Annotated in this window: 19 protein-coding genes; all 19 read left to right on the forward strand. The window is 50.5% G+C overall.

Annotated features, from left to right (window positions below; all coding sequences use genetic code 11):
- Nucleotides 1–580 precede the first annotated feature (580 nt).
- The 19 genes from Ga0123461_RS00475 to Ga0123461_RS00565 all read left to right on the forward strand — a co-directional run bounded on the left by Ga0123461_RS00475 (nucleotide 581) and on the right by Ga0123461_RS00565 (nucleotide 20,324).
- Nucleotides 581–3,019, forward strand: a complete 2,439-nt coding sequence (locus Ga0123461_RS00475; RefSeq protein ID WP_232710461.1) for a chemotaxis protein CheA — start codon at nucleotides 581–583, stop codon at nucleotides 3,017–3,019.
- On the forward strand, nucleotides 3,000–3,419 hold the full coding sequence (locus Ga0123461_RS00480; RefSeq protein WP_100276546.1) for a chemotaxis protein CheW: 420 nt from the start codon (nucleotides 3,000–3,002) through the stop codon (nucleotides 3,417–3,419). The genes Ga0123461_RS00475 and Ga0123461_RS00480 overlap by 20 nt, the downstream gene beginning before the upstream one ends.
- Nucleotides 3,420–3,487: 68 nt before the next feature.
- On the forward strand, nucleotides 3,488–5,083 hold the full coding sequence (locus Ga0123461_RS00485; RefSeq protein ID WP_100276547.1) for a methyl-accepting chemotaxis protein: 1,596 nt from the start codon (nucleotides 3,488–3,490) through the stop codon (nucleotides 5,081–5,083).
- Nucleotides 5,084–5,222: 139 nt separating this feature from the next.
- Nucleotides 5,223–7,211 carry a methyl-accepting chemotaxis protein gene (locus tag Ga0123461_RS00490; RefSeq protein WP_100276548.1) on the forward strand — a complete coding sequence of 663 codons (1,989 nt, stop codon included), beginning with the start codon at nucleotides 5,223–5,225 and terminating at the stop codon, nucleotides 7,209–7,211.
- 121 nt (nucleotides 7,212–7,332) lie between these two features.
- A complete protein-coding gene (locus tag Ga0123461_RS00495; RefSeq protein WP_100276549.1) occupies nucleotides 7,333–7,698 on the forward strand; it encodes a response regulator in 366 nt (121 codons plus the stop codon).
- 2 nt (nucleotides 7,699–7,700) lie between these two features.
- Nucleotides 7,701–8,795 carry a protein-glutamate methylesterase/protein-glutamine glutaminase gene (locus Ga0123461_RS00500; RefSeq protein ID WP_100276550.1) on the forward strand — a complete coding sequence of 365 codons (1,095 nt, stop codon included), beginning with the start codon at nucleotides 7,701–7,703 and terminating at the stop codon, nucleotides 8,793–8,795.
- A 6-nt stretch (nucleotides 8,796–8,801) separates the two neighbouring features.
- The gene (locus tag Ga0123461_RS00505; RefSeq protein WP_100276551.1) at nucleotides 8,802–9,620 is read left to right on the forward strand and encodes a CheR family methyltransferase; all 819 of its coding nucleotides are present in this window, start codon (nucleotides 8,802–8,804) and stop codon (nucleotides 9,618–9,620) included.
- 11 nt (nucleotides 9,621–9,631) lie between these two features.
- Complete coding sequence (locus Ga0123461_RS00510; RefSeq protein WP_100276552.1) at nucleotides 9,632–10,081, forward strand: chemotaxis protein CheX; 450 nt, start codon at nucleotides 9,632–9,634, stop codon at nucleotides 10,079–10,081.
- A gap of 54 nt (nucleotides 10,082–10,135) precedes the next feature.
- A complete protein-coding gene (locus Ga0123461_RS00515) occupies nucleotides 10,136–10,501 on the forward strand; it encodes a response regulator (RefSeq protein ID WP_100276553.1) in 366 nt (121 codons plus the stop codon).
- Nucleotides 10,494–10,883, forward strand: a complete 390-nt coding sequence (locus Ga0123461_RS00520) for a PilZ domain-containing protein (RefSeq protein ID WP_100276554.1) — start codon at nucleotides 10,494–10,496, stop codon at nucleotides 10,881–10,883. Before Ga0123461_RS00515 ends, Ga0123461_RS00520 begins: the two co-directional genes overlap by 8 nt.
- 307 nt (nucleotides 10,884–11,190) lie before the next feature.
- Nucleotides 11,191–11,535, forward strand: a complete 345-nt coding sequence (locus Ga0123461_RS00525) for a pentapeptide repeat-containing protein (protein WP_100276555.1) — start codon at nucleotides 11,191–11,193, stop codon at nucleotides 11,533–11,535.
- 134 nt (nucleotides 11,536–11,669) lie between these two features.
- A complete protein-coding gene (locus Ga0123461_RS00530) occupies nucleotides 11,670–12,695 on the forward strand; it encodes an SPOR domain-containing protein (protein ID WP_100276556.1) in 1,026 nt (341 codons plus the stop codon).
- Nucleotides 12,696–12,868: 173 nt separating this feature from the next.
- The gene (locus Ga0123461_RS00535; RefSeq protein WP_100276557.1) at nucleotides 12,869–13,243 is read left to right on the forward strand and encodes a hypothetical protein; all 375 of its coding nucleotides are present in this window, start codon (nucleotides 12,869–12,871) and stop codon (nucleotides 13,241–13,243) included.
- Nucleotides 13,244–13,583: 340 nt separating this feature from the next.
- On the forward strand, nucleotides 13,584–15,797 hold the full coding sequence (locus Ga0123461_RS00540; protein ID WP_100276558.1) for a flagellar hook-length control protein FliK: 2,214 nt from the start codon (nucleotides 13,584–13,586) through the stop codon (nucleotides 15,795–15,797).
- A gap of 18 nt (nucleotides 15,798–15,815) precedes the next feature.
- On the forward strand, nucleotides 15,816–16,472 hold the full coding sequence (locus Ga0123461_RS00545) for a flagellar hook assembly protein FlgD (protein WP_232710257.1): 657 nt from the start codon (nucleotides 15,816–15,818) through the stop codon (nucleotides 16,470–16,472).
- Nucleotides 16,473–16,507: 35 nt separating this feature from the next.
- A complete protein-coding gene (locus Ga0123461_RS00550) occupies nucleotides 16,508–17,896 on the forward strand; it encodes a flagellar hook protein FlgE (protein ID WP_100276560.1) in 1,389 nt (462 codons plus the stop codon).
- Nucleotides 17,897–18,031: 135 nt separating this feature from the next.
- Entirely contained in the window at nucleotides 18,032–18,796 is a 765-nt protein-coding gene (locus Ga0123461_RS00555; protein ID WP_100276561.1) for a motility protein A, read from the forward strand.
- 6 nt (nucleotides 18,797–18,802) lie between these two features.
- Nucleotides 18,803–19,582: an OmpA family protein gene (locus Ga0123461_RS00560; RefSeq protein ID WP_100276562.1), complete on the forward strand. Its 780-nt coding sequence runs from the start codon at nucleotides 18,803–18,805 to the stop codon at nucleotides 19,580–19,582.
- 4 nt (nucleotides 19,583–19,586) lie between these two features.
- The gene (locus Ga0123461_RS00565; protein ID WP_100276563.1) at nucleotides 19,587–20,324 is read left to right on the forward strand and encodes an OmpA/MotB family protein; all 738 of its coding nucleotides are present in this window, start codon (nucleotides 19,587–19,589) and stop codon (nucleotides 20,322–20,324) included.
- Nucleotides 20,325–20,342 lie beyond the last annotated feature (18 nt).

A 20,342-nucleotide genomic window follows, 5' to 3' on the forward strand; every position in this document is an offset into this window, starting at 1 on the left:
TATAAACCGGATCAATATGGTACAAATTAGGGTTATTCAGTCGCAGGTGGTGAAGCAGGGCTGCTTCAGACTCCGTCACGTCATGGATACTGCCAGTGAGACACTGAGCTTGAACAAGGCACCAGTGGAGAGATCCAAGGGGGATTAACAGCATCTTATCTAGGGTTAATTATAGAGGGCCCTTGCCGATAGAAGGTGGTTCGAACCAATTATAGGAGAATGCTTCTATGCCCAATATAGATATTCAGTTCAAAAACATTATAACAAAACAAATGTTTTCATTGCTTGCTTTGGGCCTGATGTCCATTGCAATCGTATAACAAGCCTGCACTCCATGTCGTATTCCGCATTAAAGTATTAAAACATTGCGCCGATATAGGTTTAAATGTGTTTAGCAGCCTGCGGGGGGAGATGCATCAAAATATTGGCTGTGTCGCCATAATATTGTCGCCAAAGAAGTGACGGTTTTTCGGAAGGTGGGTGCCCTGCCCTTTTCAAGATTGGAATGAAAATTGCTCTACTCAGTGCTGTTGAGGCAGCTGAAGCCAGGTAAGCCAATGATCAGAGAGGTAGCTTGATTGTGAATGAAATGGACGAAATGGACGAAATGGATGAAGTAATCCAGGAATTTATCGTTGAGAGCAATGAGAACCTGGATAACTTGGATAATGATCTTCTGGCGCTCGAAGAGGACCCATCAAATGCGGAAATCATGGGTAGTATCTTCCGCACCATTCATACAATCAAAGGAACTTGCGGTTTCCTGGGTTTCGGAAAGCTGGAGAAGGTTTCGCATGTTGGGGAAAACCTGCTGAGCAAGTTGCGCGAGGGCGAGCTTCAACTGACCAAGAAACGGACGACTGCACTGCTACAAATGGTTGATGCAATTCGCCAGATGCTTGTCTGCGTTGAGGAGACCAAAAGCGACGGCGAGAAAGAGTACTTGGAGTTGATAGAAATTCTGGCGGCACTGCAGATCGATGATGCAGAAGCAGAGCAGGGCGATACTCCCCCTGACGCAGCCCCGAGCGTAGAAGCCGAGTTTCCTGAAGAGGAAGTTAAGGTCAAACCAATTGGGGAGATGCTTGTTAGCTCAGGCGTTGCGACCTCCGCTCAAGTGGCAGATGCCATTAAGCAGCAGCTGGATGGAAATAAGGCCCCTGTGGGTGAAATTCTTGTTAATCAGGGTGTGGTTGATAAAGGCTCAGTCGCCAAAGCGGTAGATAAACAGAGCGAGGCTAAGTCTCGGGCGCCTGCTGCCTCCGCTGGTTCCATTCGGGTTGATGTCAACCTGCTGGATCAGTTAATGAATCTGGTCGGCGAACTGGTGTTGATACGCAATCAGGTGCTGCAGTTTGGCGAAACATTCGACAGTCCGGTATTTTCCACAACATCTCAGCACTTGAGCCAGGTGACCTCGGAGCTGCAGGAGCAGGTGATGCAGACCCGGATGCAGCCTATTGGTGGCGTCTGGAGCAAATTCCCGCGCGTGGTCCGGGATCTGTCGCAGGGATGTGGAAAACAGGTTCGCCTTGAAATGGAAGGTAAGGAGACCGATCTCGATAAGTCATTGATTGAAGCGATCAAGGATCCGCTAACGCATCTTGTGCGCAACTCTGTGGATCATGGCATTGAAATGCCGGAGGTCCGCAGTGCCAACGGTAAACCGGCTGAAGGTGTGATAACACTGCGTGCATATCACGAAGGTGGACAGGTCAATATTGAAATTTGTGACGATGGTGCCGGTATAGATCCTGAGAAACTGAAAAACAAAGCACTGGAGAAGGGTCTGATCAGCGAGGATCAGGCTGAGAGAATGGGTGAAAAAGAGGCGCTGAATCTGATTTTCAAGGCCGGTTTTTCAACGGCAGCCGCAGTCACCAACATCTCTGGTCGCGGGGTCGGCATGGATGTGGTCAAAACCAACATCGAAAACCTCGGTGGTGTTGTTGATATCTCCAGCCGGTTGGGCGAAGGCACCACCATGCGGATTAAGATTCCTCTGACGCTGGCGATTATTCCGGCGCTTACTATCTCCTGTGCCGGTGATCGTTATGCCATCCCCCAGATCAATCTGATGGAGCTGTTGCTGCTTGAAGGTGAAGACGCCAAATCCGGCATCGAGAATCTTCATGGCGTACCTGTCTACAGACTGCGCGGCAAACTCCTGCCGCTGCTCTATCTAAACAAGGAATTGTGGAATGAAGAGCCTGCAGAGGATGAGGAGGCTAACAACAATATCAATATTGTTGTTTTGAAAGCAGGAGAGCTGCAGTTCGGACTGGTTGTGGATGAGGTCAATGACACGCAGGAGGTTGTTGTTAAGCCGCTTGGCAAGCAGCTGAAGGGAATCAGCAGTCTGGCAGGTGCAACTATTATGGGTGATGGCCACGTGGCCATCATTTTGGATGTGTTCGGGCTGGCTGATAATGCCAAGCTGCTTTCTGAGGCTACTCATCAGGGTGAGGGTGTTCATGGTGAACAAGAAGTCGCGGAAGAGTCAGAGAAGGTCTCTCTGGTTCTGCTGCGCAACCCTGATGGTGGTCGCATGACAGTGCCTCTTTCAGAAGTGACGCGCCTTGAGGAGATCCAGAGAACATCTATTGAACGTGTCGGTAACGAGCAGGTTGTTCGTTACCGAGGGCAGATTATGACCCTTATAGATGTCTTTTCCCTGTTGCCTGAGCGGCGCAGCCCGGAGCGCATCACAGCTGATGCACAAAAAGACGCGGAAAGTGTAGTTGCATACCAGCCCGCTGAAAGCAGCAGCGTAGTTCAGGTTGTTGTATGTACAAAAGATGGTAAAGCCATTGGTCTTGTAGTGGATCAGGTGCTTGATGTTGCAGAGGAGGCTGTTGAGATCTCGGGAGAGTCCAGCCGCAAAGGGGTTTCCGCCACAGCCGTGATTCAGGATCGAGTGACCGAGTTCCTGGACGTTGATGAGGTGATTGCCATGAGCAAGGTAAAACCAGACGGTCAGGCTCGGAGGGGTGATAACAATGCAACTATGTACATTTAAGCTCGGGGATTACTTCTTTGGTGTGAATGTGGAAAAGGTTCAGGAGGTCATCCGCCATCAGGAGATGACCAGAATCCCTCTGGCCAATAAGGAAGTTCGTGGCCTTATCAATCTGCGCGGCCAAATAGTGACGGCAGTAGACCTGCGCCTGTTACTTGGGTTGACCGGATTCTCATCTTCAGATGAGCCGATGAATATCATCATCCAGGATGAAGATGGCGCGGTCAGCTTTCAGGTGGATGAGATCGGAGATGTTCTTGAGGTGGAGGAGTCCAGCTTTGAGTACCCCCCGGAAACACTCAAGGGTATAGCCCGGGAGTTGATTCAGGGAGCCTACAAGCTCACAGACCGACTTTTACTTGTTTTAGATGCCGAGAAGGCCGTGGCGATGACCGCCTGATGTCAGGTGTTCATGCCGCTGTTTTAGGTTAACAACTGGGGAGCTTGATTAACAATGGGGAGAGTGAAATGAAAGAAAAATTACTTATGGGAAGCGAAAACCTTTCCTTGAAGATCAAGCTCAATGTGGCGGTTTCCGTTATCTTTATGGTGGTTATGGGGGTGGATAGAACCTATTCGCTTATAGAGGAAGATCAGCGCGTCATTGCCATGACTGAAGAAGGCGTTGTGAGCACATCCAATAACTATTTTGACAGCCTTAACATGTTGATGCTGGCCGGGGATATGGAAGAGCGTGAAGTGTTGCGCAAAAAGGTGCTTGATAGCAGTGAAAGCATTATTGAAGCGCGGGTATTGCGAGGCGAGCCGGTGAAGCAGCAATATGGGCAGGGAGGTGCTGACGAGCAGGCACACGATGATCTGGACCGTGACGCCCTGCAGGGTGAAAAAATCTCGGTCATTGAGGAGGGTAAGGATGGGCGTGTCCTGACGGTCATCACCCCGTTTGCGGCTAGCGAAAATACGCGGGGCGTGGATTGCCTGAGCTGCCATAACGTACCTTCCGGCAGTATTAACGGCGCAGTTCGCATCTCCTATTCACTGAAGGAGATAGACAGTGAATTGAACCAGGCAATGTGGACGGGTATTGCCATCAGTCTTGGGCTTCTGCTGCTGGGGCTTACCGGCTTAAACGTGATATTGAACTATATCGTGGTCAAACCAGTCGTTAATCTTAGCAACCGCCTGAAGGACATCTCTGAAGGCGAGGGGGATCTGACACAGCGTGTCGAGGTCACAGGCCGCGACGAGATCGGCCAGCTTGCTATATCATTCAACACATTCACTGCAAAGATTCAGGAGACCATTAAGGCCATATCTGCCAATTCACAGACATTAAGTGGTGCAGCTGAAGAGCTGACATCGGTGAGCCAGCAGATGGGAGCCAATGCAGAGGAGACATCCGCTCAGGCGGGCGTGGTTGCCGGAGCTTCTGAGACCATCAGCAGCAATGTTCAGACTGTGGCCAGTGGCATTGAGGAGTTGAGTGCGACAACGCGAGAGATTGCCGGTAATGCTGCAGAAGCAGCCAAGATTGCACTCTCTGCTGTGGAGACAGCCGATTCAGCCAATGCGACCGTGAGCAAACTCAATGTAAGCAGCAGTGAAATTGGTGAAATCATCAATGCAATCAACTCTATTGCACAACAGACGAAGCTGCTGGCACTCAATGCCACCATTGAGGCAGCGCGCGCCGGAGAGGCAGGCAAAGGCTTCGCCGTGGTAGCCAACGAGGTGAAGGACTTAGCCATGGAGACAGGCAAGGCCTCCGATGACATCGCCAAGAAGATCGAGGTGATCCAGTCTGATACCACAGAGGCTGTGGCGGCAATCAGCAAGATCAATGAGGTCATTGCACAGATCAACGAATTCCAGAGCACCATTGCCAGCGCAGTGGAAGAGCAGAGTGCGACAGCCGGGGAGATTTCCAGGAATGTGGCCGATGTGGCTCAAGGAAGTGGCGAGATTACCCAGAATATCGCCGGCGTGGCAGAGGCCGCACAGAGTACATCTACAGGTGCCAATGACACATTGCAGGCCTCAGCGGAACTCTCCCGCATGGCCGCGGAACTGCAGCAGCATGTGGCCAAGTTCAAGTTTGAGTAAGTGAGTGATTCAGAAGCCGGGATTTATTCCGGCTTCTTGATTGGATGCGGATGGCATTGGCGTACTCCATATGCCTTCTGGGGAAATGAACAAGAAAACATTAAATTGAAATCAAGTCTTAGCAGGAGAAAAGAGGCAAATGAAATTCATCACAACTTTTATCGGCAACCTGGGTATTAATACGAAGCTTAGCATGCTTCTGGGGCTACCGATGCTAGGCATACTGATACTGGCAATCATGATGGCCAGTTCGAAATGGGATGAGGTAGATCGCCTGCACCTTCTCGAAGCTTCGTCTGTTCTGAATGTGAAAGTTGGCAACCTGATGCACGAGATGCAGAAAGAACGCAGTGCCAGCGCAGGCTTCCTCGCTTCCAAAGGTGCTAAGTTCAGTAGCATTTTACGCAGTCAGCGTACAGAGACCGATCGAGCCCTTGAGGAGCTCAATGAGTATGCAGACAACCTTGATTATGCTGCCCTGACTGATGAGGGGGTTGCAGCACTCAAGGCCTATAAGAGTAATCTAGGCAACCTGAGCAGCAAACGTTCTCAGGTGGATGCTTTAAATGTTACTGCAGAGGAGCAGAGAGCGTGGTATAAAAAGATCAACGGCGATGGGCTACATGTCGTTGCCATGGGCGTACAGTCCGCTTATGACCCGGAACTGACGGTCAGCGCCGACCTCTCCTTGATGAGTGCAGGCTACCTCACCTTCCTGTCAATGAAAGAGCTCGCGGCAACCGAGAGGGATACCTTAACCTCAGTTTTTTCTGCCGATGTGATAGAGCAGAAAGAGCATGACGAACTGGTGACCTTAATCGGTGAACAGCATGTTTATGAGAGGTTATTTACGGAGATTGGCGAAGATGCATTCGCTGAGGTTTTCCACAACAGCATGAGGGAGCCAGCGGTCACTTCTGCGCTCGCTGAGGTGGAGAGGCTGCAGGAGTTGGCGCGCAGAAAGCACGGTGACTTTGGCGTGGACCCGGAACAGTGGTTCAAGGTTATGACCCAAAAGATTGCCGGCCTGCATAAGACTGAGTCCTATATTGGTGATGACCTTGTAGAAGAAGCCGAGGCAATGGCGTCAGAATCTTTAAACCAGTTATGGAAAATTGTTTTCATCGTTGCCCTCCTGATGGTGTTCAACCTTCTGCAGGGAGTGACCACCGCCCGAGGCATTATCCACTCGCTCAGAGAGACAATGAATGTGCTGCAGGCCATGGCCGAGGGTGATTTGACGCAGCGTGTCAAAGAGCAGTCAAAAGATGAAGTAGGCCAGATGAACGGATACCTCTCCAATGCACTTGACGGCTTGCAGGCAACCATCGCTGCGATATCCGCTAACTCCCAGACCTTGAGTGGTGCAGCTGAAGAGCTGACATCGGTGAGCCAGCAGATGGGAGCCAATGCAGAGGAGACATCGGCTCAGGCCGGTGTGGTTGCCGGGGCTTCCGAGACCATCAGCAGCAATGTTCAGACTGTGGCCAGCGGAATCGAGGAGTTAAGTGCGACAACCCGTGAAATTGCCGGCAATGCAGCAGAGGCGGCCAAGGTTGCGCTCTCTGCCGTAGAGACAGCTGATTCAGCCAATGCAACCGTGAGCAAACTCAATGTGAGCAGCACCGAGATTGGTGAAATCATCAATGCAATCAACTCTATTGCGCAGCAGACGAAACTGCTGGCACTCAATGCTACCATTGAGGCAGCGCGCGCCGGAGAGGCAGGCAAAGGCTTCGCCGTGGTGGCCAACGAGGTGAAGGATCTGGCGATGGAGACGGGTAAAGCCTCTGATGATATCGCCAAGAAGATCGAGGTGATCCAGTCTGATACCACAGAGGCTGTGGAGGCGATCAACAAGATCAATGAGGTAATTGCGCAGGTCAATGAGTACCAGAGTACTATTGCCAGTGCGGTGGAAGAGCAGAGTGCGACAGCTGGGGAGATCTCCAGAAATGTGGCCGATGTGGCCCAGGGAAGTGGCGAGATCACCCATAATATTGCCGGTGTGGCAGAGGCTGCGCAGAGCACCTCAACAGGTGCCAATGACACCCTGCAGGCATCTGCCGAGCTCTCCCGCATGGCAGCTGAGCTGCAACAGCATGTGGCCAAGTTCAGGTTGGCATGAGTGATGCTTTAAGCCGGAGTGAATTCCCGCTTACAGCAAAAGTGTGGATGGTATTGGGAAAGTTAATGCCTTCTGTGGAAAACGAACAAGAATATATGACGCGACGTCACGTGAGGGAATTATGCGAGCTCTGGTAGTTGATGACTCAAAAGCGATGAGAATGATTATCGGGCGAACGGTGAAAGGCCTGGGCTATGAGGTGGCTGAGGGCTGCAATGGCCTTGAAGCCCTTGAACGCCTGAAAGACAGTGGCCCGTTTGATGTTGCACTGGTTGACTGGAATATGCCTGAAATGAATGGTTATGAATTTATTTGTGCTGTTCGAGCCGATGCTGTCTATAGCGACATGAAGATTGTGATGGTGACAACTGAAGCTGAAATGTCTCAGGTGATCAAGGCGCTGGAGGCGGGGGCGAATGAGTATATTATGAAACCATTCACCAAAGAGATGATCCAAGAGAAGCTGCAGATGTTAGGTCTGGACTGAAGATGACCGATAAGATCAGAGTCCTTGTTGTCGATGACTCGGTAGTCATCCGGAGGATGGTGAGTGACGTGCTGGCCAGTGATCCGGCCATTGAGGTTATCGGTGTTGCAGCCAATGGCAGCATTGCCCTTGATAAAATTGCTCAGCTCAAGCCTGATTTGATTACCCTGGATATTGAAATGCCGGTGATGGATGGGCTGCAGACCCTGAAGGAACTCAGGAAGCTCTATCCTCGCCTGAAAGTCATTATGTTCAGCACGCTGACCGAGCGAGGAGCCAGGGCAAGCCTTGATGCACTTTCGCTTGGGGCCAATGATTATGTTACCAAACCGGCCAACGTCGGCAGTGTGGCCGCAGCGCAGCAGTGCCTTCGTGATGAACTTGTACCCAAAATCAAATGTTTCTTCCATCGTGCTCCAGTGCAGCTTCCCAAGGCTCCTGTGGTATCTCCGGCAAAGCCGGTGGTTGCATCTCCAGCGCCCAGACCTGTTACTACTGCCCGCCAGCGCATAGATGTTGTGGCTATTGGTATTTCAACGGGTGGCCCCAATGCACTCATTGAGATGATACCGACGCTGCCAAAGGACTTTCCGGTGCCGATTGTGATTGTGCAGCATATGCCTGAGATGTTTACCAAGCTGTTGGCTGACCGGCTCGATCAGAAATCTGCCATACAGGTAAGGGAAGCGGCAGCCGGGGATAAATTGCAGCCTGGTCTTGCGTTGGTTGCTCCGGGTGGTTTTCACATGGCCCTGGTGCGTAAAGGCGCGTCTGTGGAAGTAGCGCTGAACAAGGACGCGCCTGAAAATTCATGTCGTCCTGCGGTGGATGTTCTGTTCCGTTCAGTTGTTGATATTTATGGCGCCAATACATTGGCGGTTATCATGACTGGAATGGGCCAGGATGGGATGCTTGGGTGTCATAAGGTCAAGGAGGCCGCTGGCCAGATCATTGCGCAGGATAAAGAGAGCAGCGTGGTCTGGGGCATGCCGGGTGCTGTTGCTCAGGCGGGATTGGCTGAAGAGTTGATACCGCTGAATCGTATCGGTGCTGAAATCGTACGCAGGGTTCAAACCGCGCGTATAGGGAGAGTGTAAAAGGTTATGGTCAACGAACACGATTTTTCCTATATCCGCAAACTTGTGTATGATAACTCTGCAATTGTGCTGGAAACTGGTAAGGAGTACCTAGTGGATTCCCGAATTAATCCGCTAGCCAAGGCCAAGGGGTTCTCCTCCCTTTCCGAGCTTGTCAAAAAGCTTCAGCAGACCCCGTATGGTCCTCTTCATTATGATGTGATCGAAGCGATGACCACCAATGAAACAAGCTTCTTTCGTGATGCCCATCCGTTTGAAGCCATGAAGGCACACGTTCTGCCTGAAATGACAGAAAAACTGGCCCTCAGAAAGCGTCTGAATATCTGGTCTGCAGCCTGCTCAAGCGGGCAGGAGCCCTACTCCCTGGCCATGCTGATTAATGATCATTTTGCCGCGCAACCGGGCTGGAATGTGAATATTACAGCCACTGACATCTCAGAAGAGATGTTGAGTTACACAAAAAAAGGGCACTACACACAGCTTGAAATCAACCGCGGGCTTCCGGTGACAATGATGGTCAAGTATTTTGAAAACCATGGCTCGGTATGGAAGGCCAAAGACAATATCAGGAACATGCTTGATTTTCGTAAGCTGAACCTGTCAGGTCCATGGCCGATGATGCCAAAGATGGATGTAATATTTCTGCGCAATGTGCTGATATATTTTGATCAGGAAACGAAAAGAGGCATTCTGAACAAGGTGCGCAATCAACTGAACCCGGAAGGTTATCTGTTCCTTGGTTCTGCAGAGACTACTTTTAACCTGGATGATTCATTTGAGAGGAAATTAATTGGCCGCGCAGTGTGCTATCAGTTGCGTGCATAAAGGAGAGGGTAATGCATTTTAATGAAGAAGATATAAACCGAATTATCACCGATATCTGGACGACCATATTGGACCTGGAAATTGAATATGTTCATGATGGCGTTACCCTTCCGAAGGGGGAGCGGTCAATGGTCGGCTGCATTCAGATTGCAGGCGAATGGCAGGGAGCGGTTACCCTGTTCTGCCCTGATTCGCTGGTACGCAAGGCTACAGCCTCAATGTTTGGCATGACCGAGGATGAAGTGTCGGAAGATGAAATGCAGGATGCACTGGGCGAACTCACCAATATGACAGCAGGCAACATCAATACCCTGTTGCCGCAGGGGTGCTGTATCTCCTTGCCCTCTGTCGCCGAAGGAATTGATTACAAGATCACGATTCCAGGTGGAAAAGTTACCTGCGAACTCGGCTTTTTATGTGAGGGCGAGCCGATGATAGCGGCAGTTGTGGCACGAGGTTAAGTAGTCCGGGAAGAGGATTACATCAATAAATAAAAGAGACAGATGGAGAGTGATATGAAAATTCTGGTAGTAGATGACAGTAAAGCTATGCGCATGATTGTGTTGCGCACCCTGCGTCAGGCCGGGTATGGGGATCATGAGACCAAAGAGGCGGCCGATGGCCAGCTGGGCCTGGATGTTGTCCATGAATGGGCACCGGACGTAATTATTTCAGACTGGAACATGCCGAATATGAACGGATTGGAATTTTTGCAGGCGCTGAAGGCAGAAGGCTTTTCCGGCCTGTTTGGCTTTGTGACTACGGAAGGTTCTCCAAAAATGAAAGAGACCGCCATGGAGGAAGGAGCTAACTTCCTGATTACCAAGCCGTTTACTGCCCAGTCATTCCAGACAGAATTAGGCCCGACCCTGAATGGCTGATCCTGATAACAAGCGCGACTTTTCTCGTGTGGAGACCCATATCGATGCTGAGGTTGATTGTGGGGATAAGATTGTTTGCGGTCGGCTTGCAGATGTAAGCATGCGTGGTGTGCGGCTATTCTGTAATGAAATGCTGCCGCTACAGGCTGAATGCACGGTGAAATGTTTTCTTGGCGAAACCAGGGAGAGTCCGGCATGCATCAAGGCCAAAGGGAAGATTGTACGCTCGACTGAGGAGGGCATCAGTGTCGAGATTTCGGAGATTGATCTGGAAAGCTTTGAGCATCTGCGCAATCTGGTGCTCTTGAATGCCAGCAATGAATCTCAGGTCGAGGGTGAGCTAAAATCTCATTTGGGCCTGAAAAAACCTTCGGCGATATAACTCCACTTAGCTCAGGCTATGAATGACCGCATGCAGGCTCGGAAGAGTAGAGTACTCTTTCAGTCTGCATGCGGTAGCCATGCAAAGTTAACGCTCTTCAGGCGTGGTGATGAGGCCGGCCTTCATAGAGAGCCTTTATGCTCATGGCCACCAGTGCCCCCCCCTTTTGCATTATTCTAATAGAGGCGATACCTCTATCGGTCCAACCCCCTTCTCGCTGACCCTCTCTTATGCAGAACCGATGAAACAATGGCATTATATTTGCTCAACCTTATTCACTATACTCAGAATGAAATAAGGTTGGATCATGGAAGAAAACACTCATAACCCATTAAAAAAGAAAATATGCGGGCTGTTGCAGGATGACAGGGTCGAAGAGGTCAACGCCATTCTGGCAGGTATAGATGGTTTTTCTCTGGCGGCTGCAAACCTGCGTTCTGCCAATTTGCAGGGGATGCACGTGGGTGGGATAGATTTTTCAAATGCATACCTTCGCTCTGCCAACCTGAAAGGACTGGATATGCGCTCCTGCAGGCTCGAAGGCGCCAGCCTGCATGGGGCGAAGATAGCAGGCACATACTTTCCAGATGAGTTGATGCCGGAAGAGATTCTTCTTTCGGTAACGCGCGGCACACGCTTGCGCTACAGATGATATAAACCCACACAAAATAACCGCATGCTACCCCCCCCCCCCCCCCCCTTTCTCTGTAAAAGTCGAGAGATGCCAGACAGGGCTGTGAGATCATTGGATTGCTGTAGTGAAGGAATAAAAAGCTTGGAGGATTTATGTCAGACAGTGGAAAAGAGAATCACACCTTTGATGAGGATGCGCTGAAACAGGCTCTGAGTGAACAGCTCTATGATGAGAGCGAAGCCGCAACTGACCCCCTGAAGTCGATGGAAGAAAATGATGATTTTATCGATCAGGATTCAGAACATATGGAGCAAACAGAGTGGGTCGATGAAGCTTCCACAGAAGATGTTCGTGCCAAAGAGACAAGAATTATTCCAAAAAAAGAGGACGATTTGAATTTCGCAACAAAACCCCTTCCAGATTCTTCTAGCAATAGTAATAAAACAGGCAGTAAGGGGATTTCCCGGATTGTCATGGCTGTAATAGCCCTTGCTGCAGCGGGTTTCAGTGTATCAAGCTGGATGGCAAACCAGAAAATAGCCGCCTTGCAGCTGCAGGTCGAAAGTATTGAAGCGAGAATGAACAGTGGTCTGGGTGTAGATGCAGGTCAGGGGGATCAAGCGCAGTATACTGCGGATTCAGGGCCGGACAATGGAGCCATCCTCATGCAGTTGGCGACGCAGATCATGGAAAACAGAGAGGCGATTAAAGCGCTAGAACCGCCTGTTAAGAACAGCGCTGTTCAAAGCACTACAGATGCGCCAATGGGTGCAAGCAGCTCTGAAGGTTCGACTGCCAGTTTGCCAGCACCTGAAGAAGAGAAAGCCAGAACAGCGGATAAAGAGGTGAAGAAGGTCGCTGAACCACTGAAGAAGGCAGCTGCTGTAAAGTCGGCAAAGCCTATACCTGAAGCTGCCAAATCGGCCGCGCGTGAAAAGGGAGAAGGATGGAGTGTTGTCTTAATGTCATTGAAGAGTGAAGAGATGGCTGATCGAGAGTTGGCAGCCTTACTTAAAAGCGGGCATAAGGCTGAAAAGCATATGGTGAAGGTGCGTGGCGAAACCTACTATCAACTGCGGATGGGCTGGTTTGCGCAGAAAGATGATGCTCATGCGTATATTAAAAATGTCATCACTGGTATGGGGTACAAGGATGTCTGGATCAGTCACACGCAGTGACCTCAGGTTGCCGTTAAATCAGACCAGTCAAAGCAACAGGGAAAGTTGCCATGTTGCTTTGGCCTGATAATTGCGTGCAGTGAATCTTATGTATGTACCAAAACAGTGGTTGCCTGAAGTCGCACTGCTACATTTTCCGAGAAAAGGAACTCAGGATTCCAGAAGGAGTTGTCATGAAAATTCACAGCACTAACCCGACCAGGGTCAATGCCACTAAGGTGAAAAAGTCAGAGGTGAAAGGCGGCAGCTTCCAGGAGCTATTGCATACCAGGCTTGATGGAATCCAGCCCAAGCAAGAGAACCATCATCCTGGCGAAGGGTCTAAAAATAGCAGTAGCACACTGGATATCATTGAAGATGCAACCCTTATGCTTGACCAGGCCCTGGAGCAGATTGAGAAGAATGGAGAGCCGTCTGAGGAAGTTACGCATTCGCTAAGTCTTCTTCGCGATCGCTTGAAGCATGGCGCTCCCGACTCTGAAAGCTTGAGGGCTGCTGATGCCATTATCGCCGTTGAAACCAGCCGACTGCAATCCTGGAAGCTCTAACCAGAACGCCCCTCTCTTCTAACAGTTATAAAGTCTGAAAAAAGCTCTTCCCAGTAGGCAGCTGTATGCAGCCAGAAGAGCCCCCAGTACACCTTCCATACATCGTTAACCAATAATCAAGAAGCAGGACTATGCAAGCAAAAGCGTGCACGAGAGCTGCGGCTTATGCTTATTGTTTGATGTCAGTCATACCAACGGCAGAAAGTGTACAGATACGCCAAGAGAAGGAAAAAGTTGCCGTATAGAGGCATATATTGCCTGCAAGAATTGCCGATAGTTTTCATAAGTGCTTGTTTTATAATGATAAACCAAATGGCACAGCGCATGCTCATAAGTTGGCATGGATCAGAAAATCACTTCGAGCGCCTCGTCGCAAACAGCTTCAGCAGCACTTCAGGTTGCCAATAGTCATGGCAAGTCTTCCGAGAAGGGTTTCTTTGCCAAGCTGGTTGCCATCATTGAAGGCAAAGTAAATGCGGACAGCGCAGCTGGTTCCGAGAAGCTCTCCAAGCAGGCAGCTAAAACCTCGTCAACCAGCCCTGAGGCGTCTGCAGAGAAACCGGTAGCTGAGAAGCTTAAACCGGGCCATAAAGAGTCCTCAGACATTGTAATAAAAGAAGCCGATATTGATCTTCAAAGCAGCAGCCAGCCTAAAGCTGCGACCACAGAAAAAGCAGACGTGAATCAGCAGGCAAAGAGCAGCATCACTGCTAAGCCGACAGCAATTTCAACAGCGCCGGCTGCAGATGTGGCAAAAGCTGCGACCACAGAAAAAGCAGATGTGAATCAGCAGGCAAAGAGCAACATCACTGCTAAAGCGGCAGCAACTTCAGCAGCACTGGCTGCAGATGTGGCAAAAGCTGCGACCACAGAAAAAGCAGACGTGAATCAGCAGGCAAAGAGCAGCATCACTGCTAAGCCGACAGCAATTTCAACAGCGCCGGCTGCAGATGTGGCAAAAGCTGCGACCACAGAAAAAGCAGATGTGAATCAGCAGGCAAAGAGCAACATCACTGCTAAAGCGGCAGCAACTTCAGCAGCACTGGCTGCAGATGTGGCAAAAGCTGCGACCACAGAAAAAGCAGATGTGAATCAGCAGGCAAAGAGCAACATCACTGCTAAAGCGGCAGCAACTTCAGCAGCACCGGCTGCAGATGTGGCAAAAGCTGCGACCACAGAAAAAGCAGATGTGAATCAGCAGGCAAAGAGCAACACCACTGCTAAAGCGGCAGCAACTTCAGCAGCACTGGCTGCAGATGTGGCAAAAGCTGCGACCACAGAAAAAGCAGATGTGAATCAGCAGGCAAAGAGCAACATCACTGCTAAAGCGGCAGCAACTTCAGCAGCACCGGCTGCAGATGTGGCAAAAGCTGCGACCACAGAAAAAGCAGATGTGAATCAGCAGGCAAAGAGCAACACCACTGCTAAAGCGGCAGCAACTTCAGCAGCACCGGCTGCAGATGTGGCAAAAGAGGCCACTACAGCCAAAGTGGAAGTGAACCCGCCTGCAAGGCTTGCTGTTAATAGCGAGGCTGCAGTTGCTTCTTCAACACATATCGAAGAAAAAGAAGCCGTTGCCTCCAGCATCAAGGTGGAAACCAGTCGGCCTGCCAAGAGCAGGAGTGAGGCAGCACATGTCGCAGCAGTGCCTGATGCAGACAAGCAGGAAAGCTCAGTAAAAATTGTAAATCCCGGCGCTGCAACAAAAATCGAGCAGCATGCCAATGAGCAACGGGTTGCGAACAACAAAGTGGCAACGCAACAGGCTACAGCGAACAGCATTCAGCCGGAAAAATCTGTGTCCGCTCAAGCAGAAGCAGTAGCTCTAGCAAGCCTGCCTGAGCAACAACGCATCTCTACAAATAACTTTGTGAAGAGTCGCAAAGTCAACCTGGAGCATGCCTCCAGAGCAAAAGGATCACCTGTGCAGGCTAATGCCGGCCAAAACAGACAGCCTTCCATGCCCCCATCCGCATCCTTCACCAACAGCGTGAAAGATATGATGGGTCAGACTGACTCCTTTTCTAGGCCTGCCCAGCACTCATTTGACCCTGCAAGCGGGCAGATGCTCCAGATTGGCGGTCAGGATGCCACATCCACACTCATGCGATCTGTTTATCAGCCAAGTCAATCGATGTTGAGTTCCGGGCCATGGTCAGTTGCAGCAGCGATGCAGCAGGTTGGTCAAGCGGCAGGTCAGGGGAAATTCCAGATGGAACTCACATTAACCCCCAAGCACCTCGGAAAGGTTCAGGTCTTTCTGGAGAGTGACGTGAACAAGCAGATTCAGGTCCACTTCGTTATTGATCAGTCCACATCCAGACAGTCCATAGAACAGCATCTGCCTACGTTGCGTCAGGCATTGGCAGACCAGGGACTGAATATGGACAGCTTCTCGATGGAATCTTCCGAGCAGCATAAAGATAACCAGCAGAGTGAACAAAACCGGGGGCCATCAGTTCCGGGAACCCTTTCAACAGGTCAGTCCGGCAGCAGTGATAACCGGCCCGAATCACCGGCAAGCGCAAGCAGTCGGCTGAGCATTCGGATTTAGGATAGTAAGGAGAGTATGATGCAGGTAGGCGCAGTACAAAGCAGTCAGGCAGCACCAGAAAAATCGTCAAGGAATGATTTGGGGCAAAAAGATATATTCCTAAAAATCCTTGTCGCCCAGATGCAGAATCAAGATCCGTTGAAGCCACAGGATGCGGCGCAGCAGTCTACTCAGTTGGCGCAGTTCAACATGGTTGAGCAGCAGATTAGTACCAACGAGCTGCTAACATCCATGCTCGCCAATTCACAGTCAGGCAACTCGGAGATGGCAACCGCCTCTTCCTATCTGGGGCATCAGGTCTTAGCTGACTCGAGCTCATTTACATTTGATGGTGCCACACCAGTTCAGTTCACTGCTGATCTGCAAGGCGCCGCATCCGCAGCTGACGTACAGATTGTCGACAGCTTCGGCAAAACAGTGCGTACCATAAACAGCGGTTCATTGCCGACTGGAATCAATAACCTGAGCTGGGATGGCAAGACAGATGCCGGCACCGTCGCCAGAGCAGATAATTACATCATCAAAATCGCAGCGACGGACAATACAGGTCAGCCCGTTTCTGCACCCACCAGCATTAACGGACTCGTTACAGCAGTTCGTCTTACACAAGAGGGTGTGAATGTCATGATCGGCAACACCCCTGTCAGCATGGCCAGTATCAAAGAAATTAAATAAATAAACTTAAAAATAAATAATACAGGAGAAATAACATGGGTATTTATAATGCACTTTTCACAGGAGCAAGCGGACTTACAGCATTTGGCGAAGGCGTCCGTGTTATCGGCGATAATATTGCTAATGTGAACACACTCGGCTTTAAGTCACAGAACGTAAACTTTGCCGATGTACTTGGACAAACAGTAAACGTATCGCGCTCCAACATCGCTAACCAGGTTGGTAACGGTGTGCGCATCGGCGCCATTACTCGGGACCAGGCACAGGGCAGCGTGCAGAGCACGACCAATGCAACGGACATGGCCATCAATGGCTCAGGCATGTTTGTGCTCAAGGATCCGGCTAGTGGTCAGACACAGTATACCCGTGCCGGTGCATTCCTGATCGACTCCTCCATGAACCTCATTAACGGTCAGGGTTTTCAGGTGCAAGGTTGGGCACTGGACTCTGCAGGTAACCCTCAGGGTAGCGTTCAAGGCATTACCGCTGCAAATGTCTCCGCGAATGCAAGCCCAACAACAAAAGTCGATGTGGGTGTCAATCTGAATGCCACGGCTCCTGTCATCACCCCTGGGGCATTTGACCCTACCATCCCATCAACATATACATCCAAGGCCGATGTGGCCGTATATGATTCACTCGGCAGCCTTCACAATGTCAGCCTCTTTTTTGTGAAAACTGGTACCGAAGCTGTTACCGGTAATGCTGTCTGGGATTGGCATGCGACTGTCGATGGCGGTGATGTCACCGGAGGTACTGCGGGAGTTCCGTTTGAACTTGGCGGCGGAGCCGGTGCAATTTCTACTATTACTGCCGGACCACCAGCTACCGCAGCTGCTGGTACCCAAGGGCTGGTATTTGATCCCGCGAATGGTGCGTTGGTCAATGAGTTCGCTCCCGCACTTACTGCTAACTGGAAATCGGCTTCAGCAGGTGCACTTGCCTTCAACTTCGGTAGTGCTGTAGGTACAGATGCCTCGGGCATTACCGGAACGGGTCTGGATGGTGCAATTCAACTGGCAGGTTCCGGAGCTACCCGCTTCATGAATGCCGACGGTTATGGCGCAGGCTTCCTTGACCACATGGAAACAGACAGTACCGGCCGCATCAACGGTATCTTCACCAACGGACAGCGCCGCCCTCTCTTTCAGGTGGCTCTGGCAAAATTCCCCAACGAGGCTGTATTGAGCAAGCTGGGTAGCAATATGATGGGAGCAACCATCGCTTCGGGAACGCCTGTGCTGGAGAGGCCCGGCAATGGCGGCATGGGTAGTATTTCACCCTTCGCACTTGAGCAGTCTAATGTGGATCTGGGTAACGAGTTTGTGAAGCTCATCGTTATCCAGCGTGGCTATGAGGCAAACTCAAAAACCATCCTTACCACAGACCAGATGCTTAGCTCATTGATGACGCTGAAACGTTAACTGACGGCTAGCTGAATCATTGGCGGAGTGAGGCACAGGCCTCACTCCGCTTTTGCTATTTTAAGTGTGCACGCTTCTTGCTAGGGATGTAACATGCGTATGAATCGGACAATCTCTTCCCTGTAAGGAGCGGAAATGGATATCGCAACTATTATTGGCCTGGTTACAGCTATTGGCCTGGTTATTACAGCCATCCAGATGGGTGGTTCTCTGGAATCGTTTATCGATGTGGTTTCAATGTTGATCGTTGTGGGTGGCACCATAGGAGCCACGCTGATCAACTACCCATTAAAAGAGGTGATTGGAACCATAGCCATCGGTCTAAAGACATTCATATCAAAAGTACATGATCCCAAGGCCACCATTAATGAGCTAATCGAGCTTTCCCAGATTGTACGTAAGGACGGACTGCTCGGCATGGAAGCGCAAGTTGATAGCATGGACAACGAATTCTTGAAAAAGGCCGTGCAGATGACTCTGGATGGCCAGGAACCAAGTGTGGTTGATGACATCCTGTATGGTGAGACGGAAAAAATATCTGATCGCCACGCTCTGGGCGCGGAAATATTCATGGCTCTGGCCGGCTTTGCCCCTGCGTTCGGTATGATAGGAACACTGGTCGGTCTGGTACTCATGCTTCAGAATATGGAAGATCCCGCCACCATCGGCCCATCCATGTCCGTGGCGCTATTGACGACATTTTATGGCGCTTTGATGGCCAATATTTTCTTCCTGCCTATGGCTGGAAAGCTGAAAACCCTGAGTAAGAAGGAAGTGCTGGTAAACGAGATCATCATGGCAGGTATCCAGTCTCTGGCGGCAGGAGAGAATCCGCGCATCATGGAACGCAGACTGATGGGTTATTTGTCACCCAAAGATCGCACAACCAGCTTCGATTAGAAAGCTATGGCAGCGCGCAAAAGCAAAAAAGTAAACGAGGATCCGAAGTCGAACTTCGATATGCTTTTCCTGCAACTCATGATGATCATGATGGCTTTCTTCATCCTGCTCTCCGCACTGTCAGTTATTGTTGATGAAAAAAGGCTGAAAGCACTGAACTCTATCGCAGGAGCCTTTAACCTGCTGCCGGCAGGTGCAAACCTCAGTCAGAGTCACGATGCATCCATGCCCAGCAAGGAGCTTGGCGCCGCCAATACGGCCACAAAAAGAACCGCCAAAAAACTGACGAATGTTGCCAAACTATTGGGGGTAGGCAGCGCTGTTCACGTGCTTCCTCTCGATAAAAGTACCGTGCGGGTCCGCATGCAGGAGCAGATCCTGTTCAAGCCGGGGCAAGTTGCACTGAACGCCAGTATCCGCACTTTTATCGCTTCGATAGCGGAAATCCTGATACAGCCTGAAATTCAGGATATTACCATTGAAGGACACACTGATAGAACGCCTATGCGAGGCAAAGGCGCTATGGGTAACTGGGAGCTTTCTGCAGCCAGGGGCATGCAGGTCTTTCATGAGCTGGCAAAATATAACCTCTCCAAAAGTAAGATGTTTGTCGCCGGTATGGGAGACACCCAGCCGCTGAGTGCATCAGAAACAGGCGGTAACGAAGCGCTGAACAGGCGTGTGGAATTGATTATTCGCTTCCGTCCTACAACCACTCAGGAATCTCAATTAACGACTATAGATAGCAACACGCCAGCTGTAGCTGCTCCGGCCAGGGGAGATTGAGAAGATGGCGCGCAAAAGGGAAAAGAAAACGCCAGAAAAGGTTGATACTGAAGGCTGGGTGATGACCTTTGGAGACCTGATAAGCTTAATGCTTACTTTCTTCGTTCTGATCGTCTCCATGTCTACAATGGATAATTTGACACTCAAGGAGATCAGCGACCAGGCGGCGGTCGGCATATCAGTGTTTGACCGGGGAAGTAGTACCGATCTGGATATAACACCGATCGTGGATAACAACCAAGAAATAAGCATGCAGGAGATGCTGTTGGCAGCACGCCAAAAGGCCAATCGGATGCTCTCCAATAGTGAATGGAAAAGCAAAGTGAATGCGCGCGTGGTCAAGGATAAGTTTATGTTCAGCCTGCCCAGTTCAGTGTTGTTCAGTGAAGGTGGAGCTAACCTGAAAGAACAGGACATTGTTATTCTGAGGCGACTGGCACGACTGCTTGCCTCCACCCCGGGTCACATACGCGTTGAGGGACACACCAGCTCTGATGCACTCCCTTCAGGTAGCACTTATCCGGATGCATGGAGCCTCTCCCTGGCACGGGCGGCATCAGTCTTGCATGTGCTGGAAGCAGAAGGTGTTAGCCACGCCAGACTGTCACTTGTTGGATATGGCCCGTCAAAGCCGGTTTCCGCGTTAAACAGTGTGTTCAGTCGCGCCAAGAACCGGCGTGTCGATATTGTGCTTTACGAACCGCAGGCAAAGAAACGTGCAAAGAAACAACCACGGCTATAACAGTGATTGGTGATGATA

This window comes from Mariprofundus aestuarium, from assembly GCF_002795805.1.
GTDB classification, from domain to species: domain Bacteria; phylum Pseudomonadota; class Zetaproteobacteria; order Mariprofundales; family Mariprofundaceae; genus Mariprofundus; species Mariprofundus aestuarium.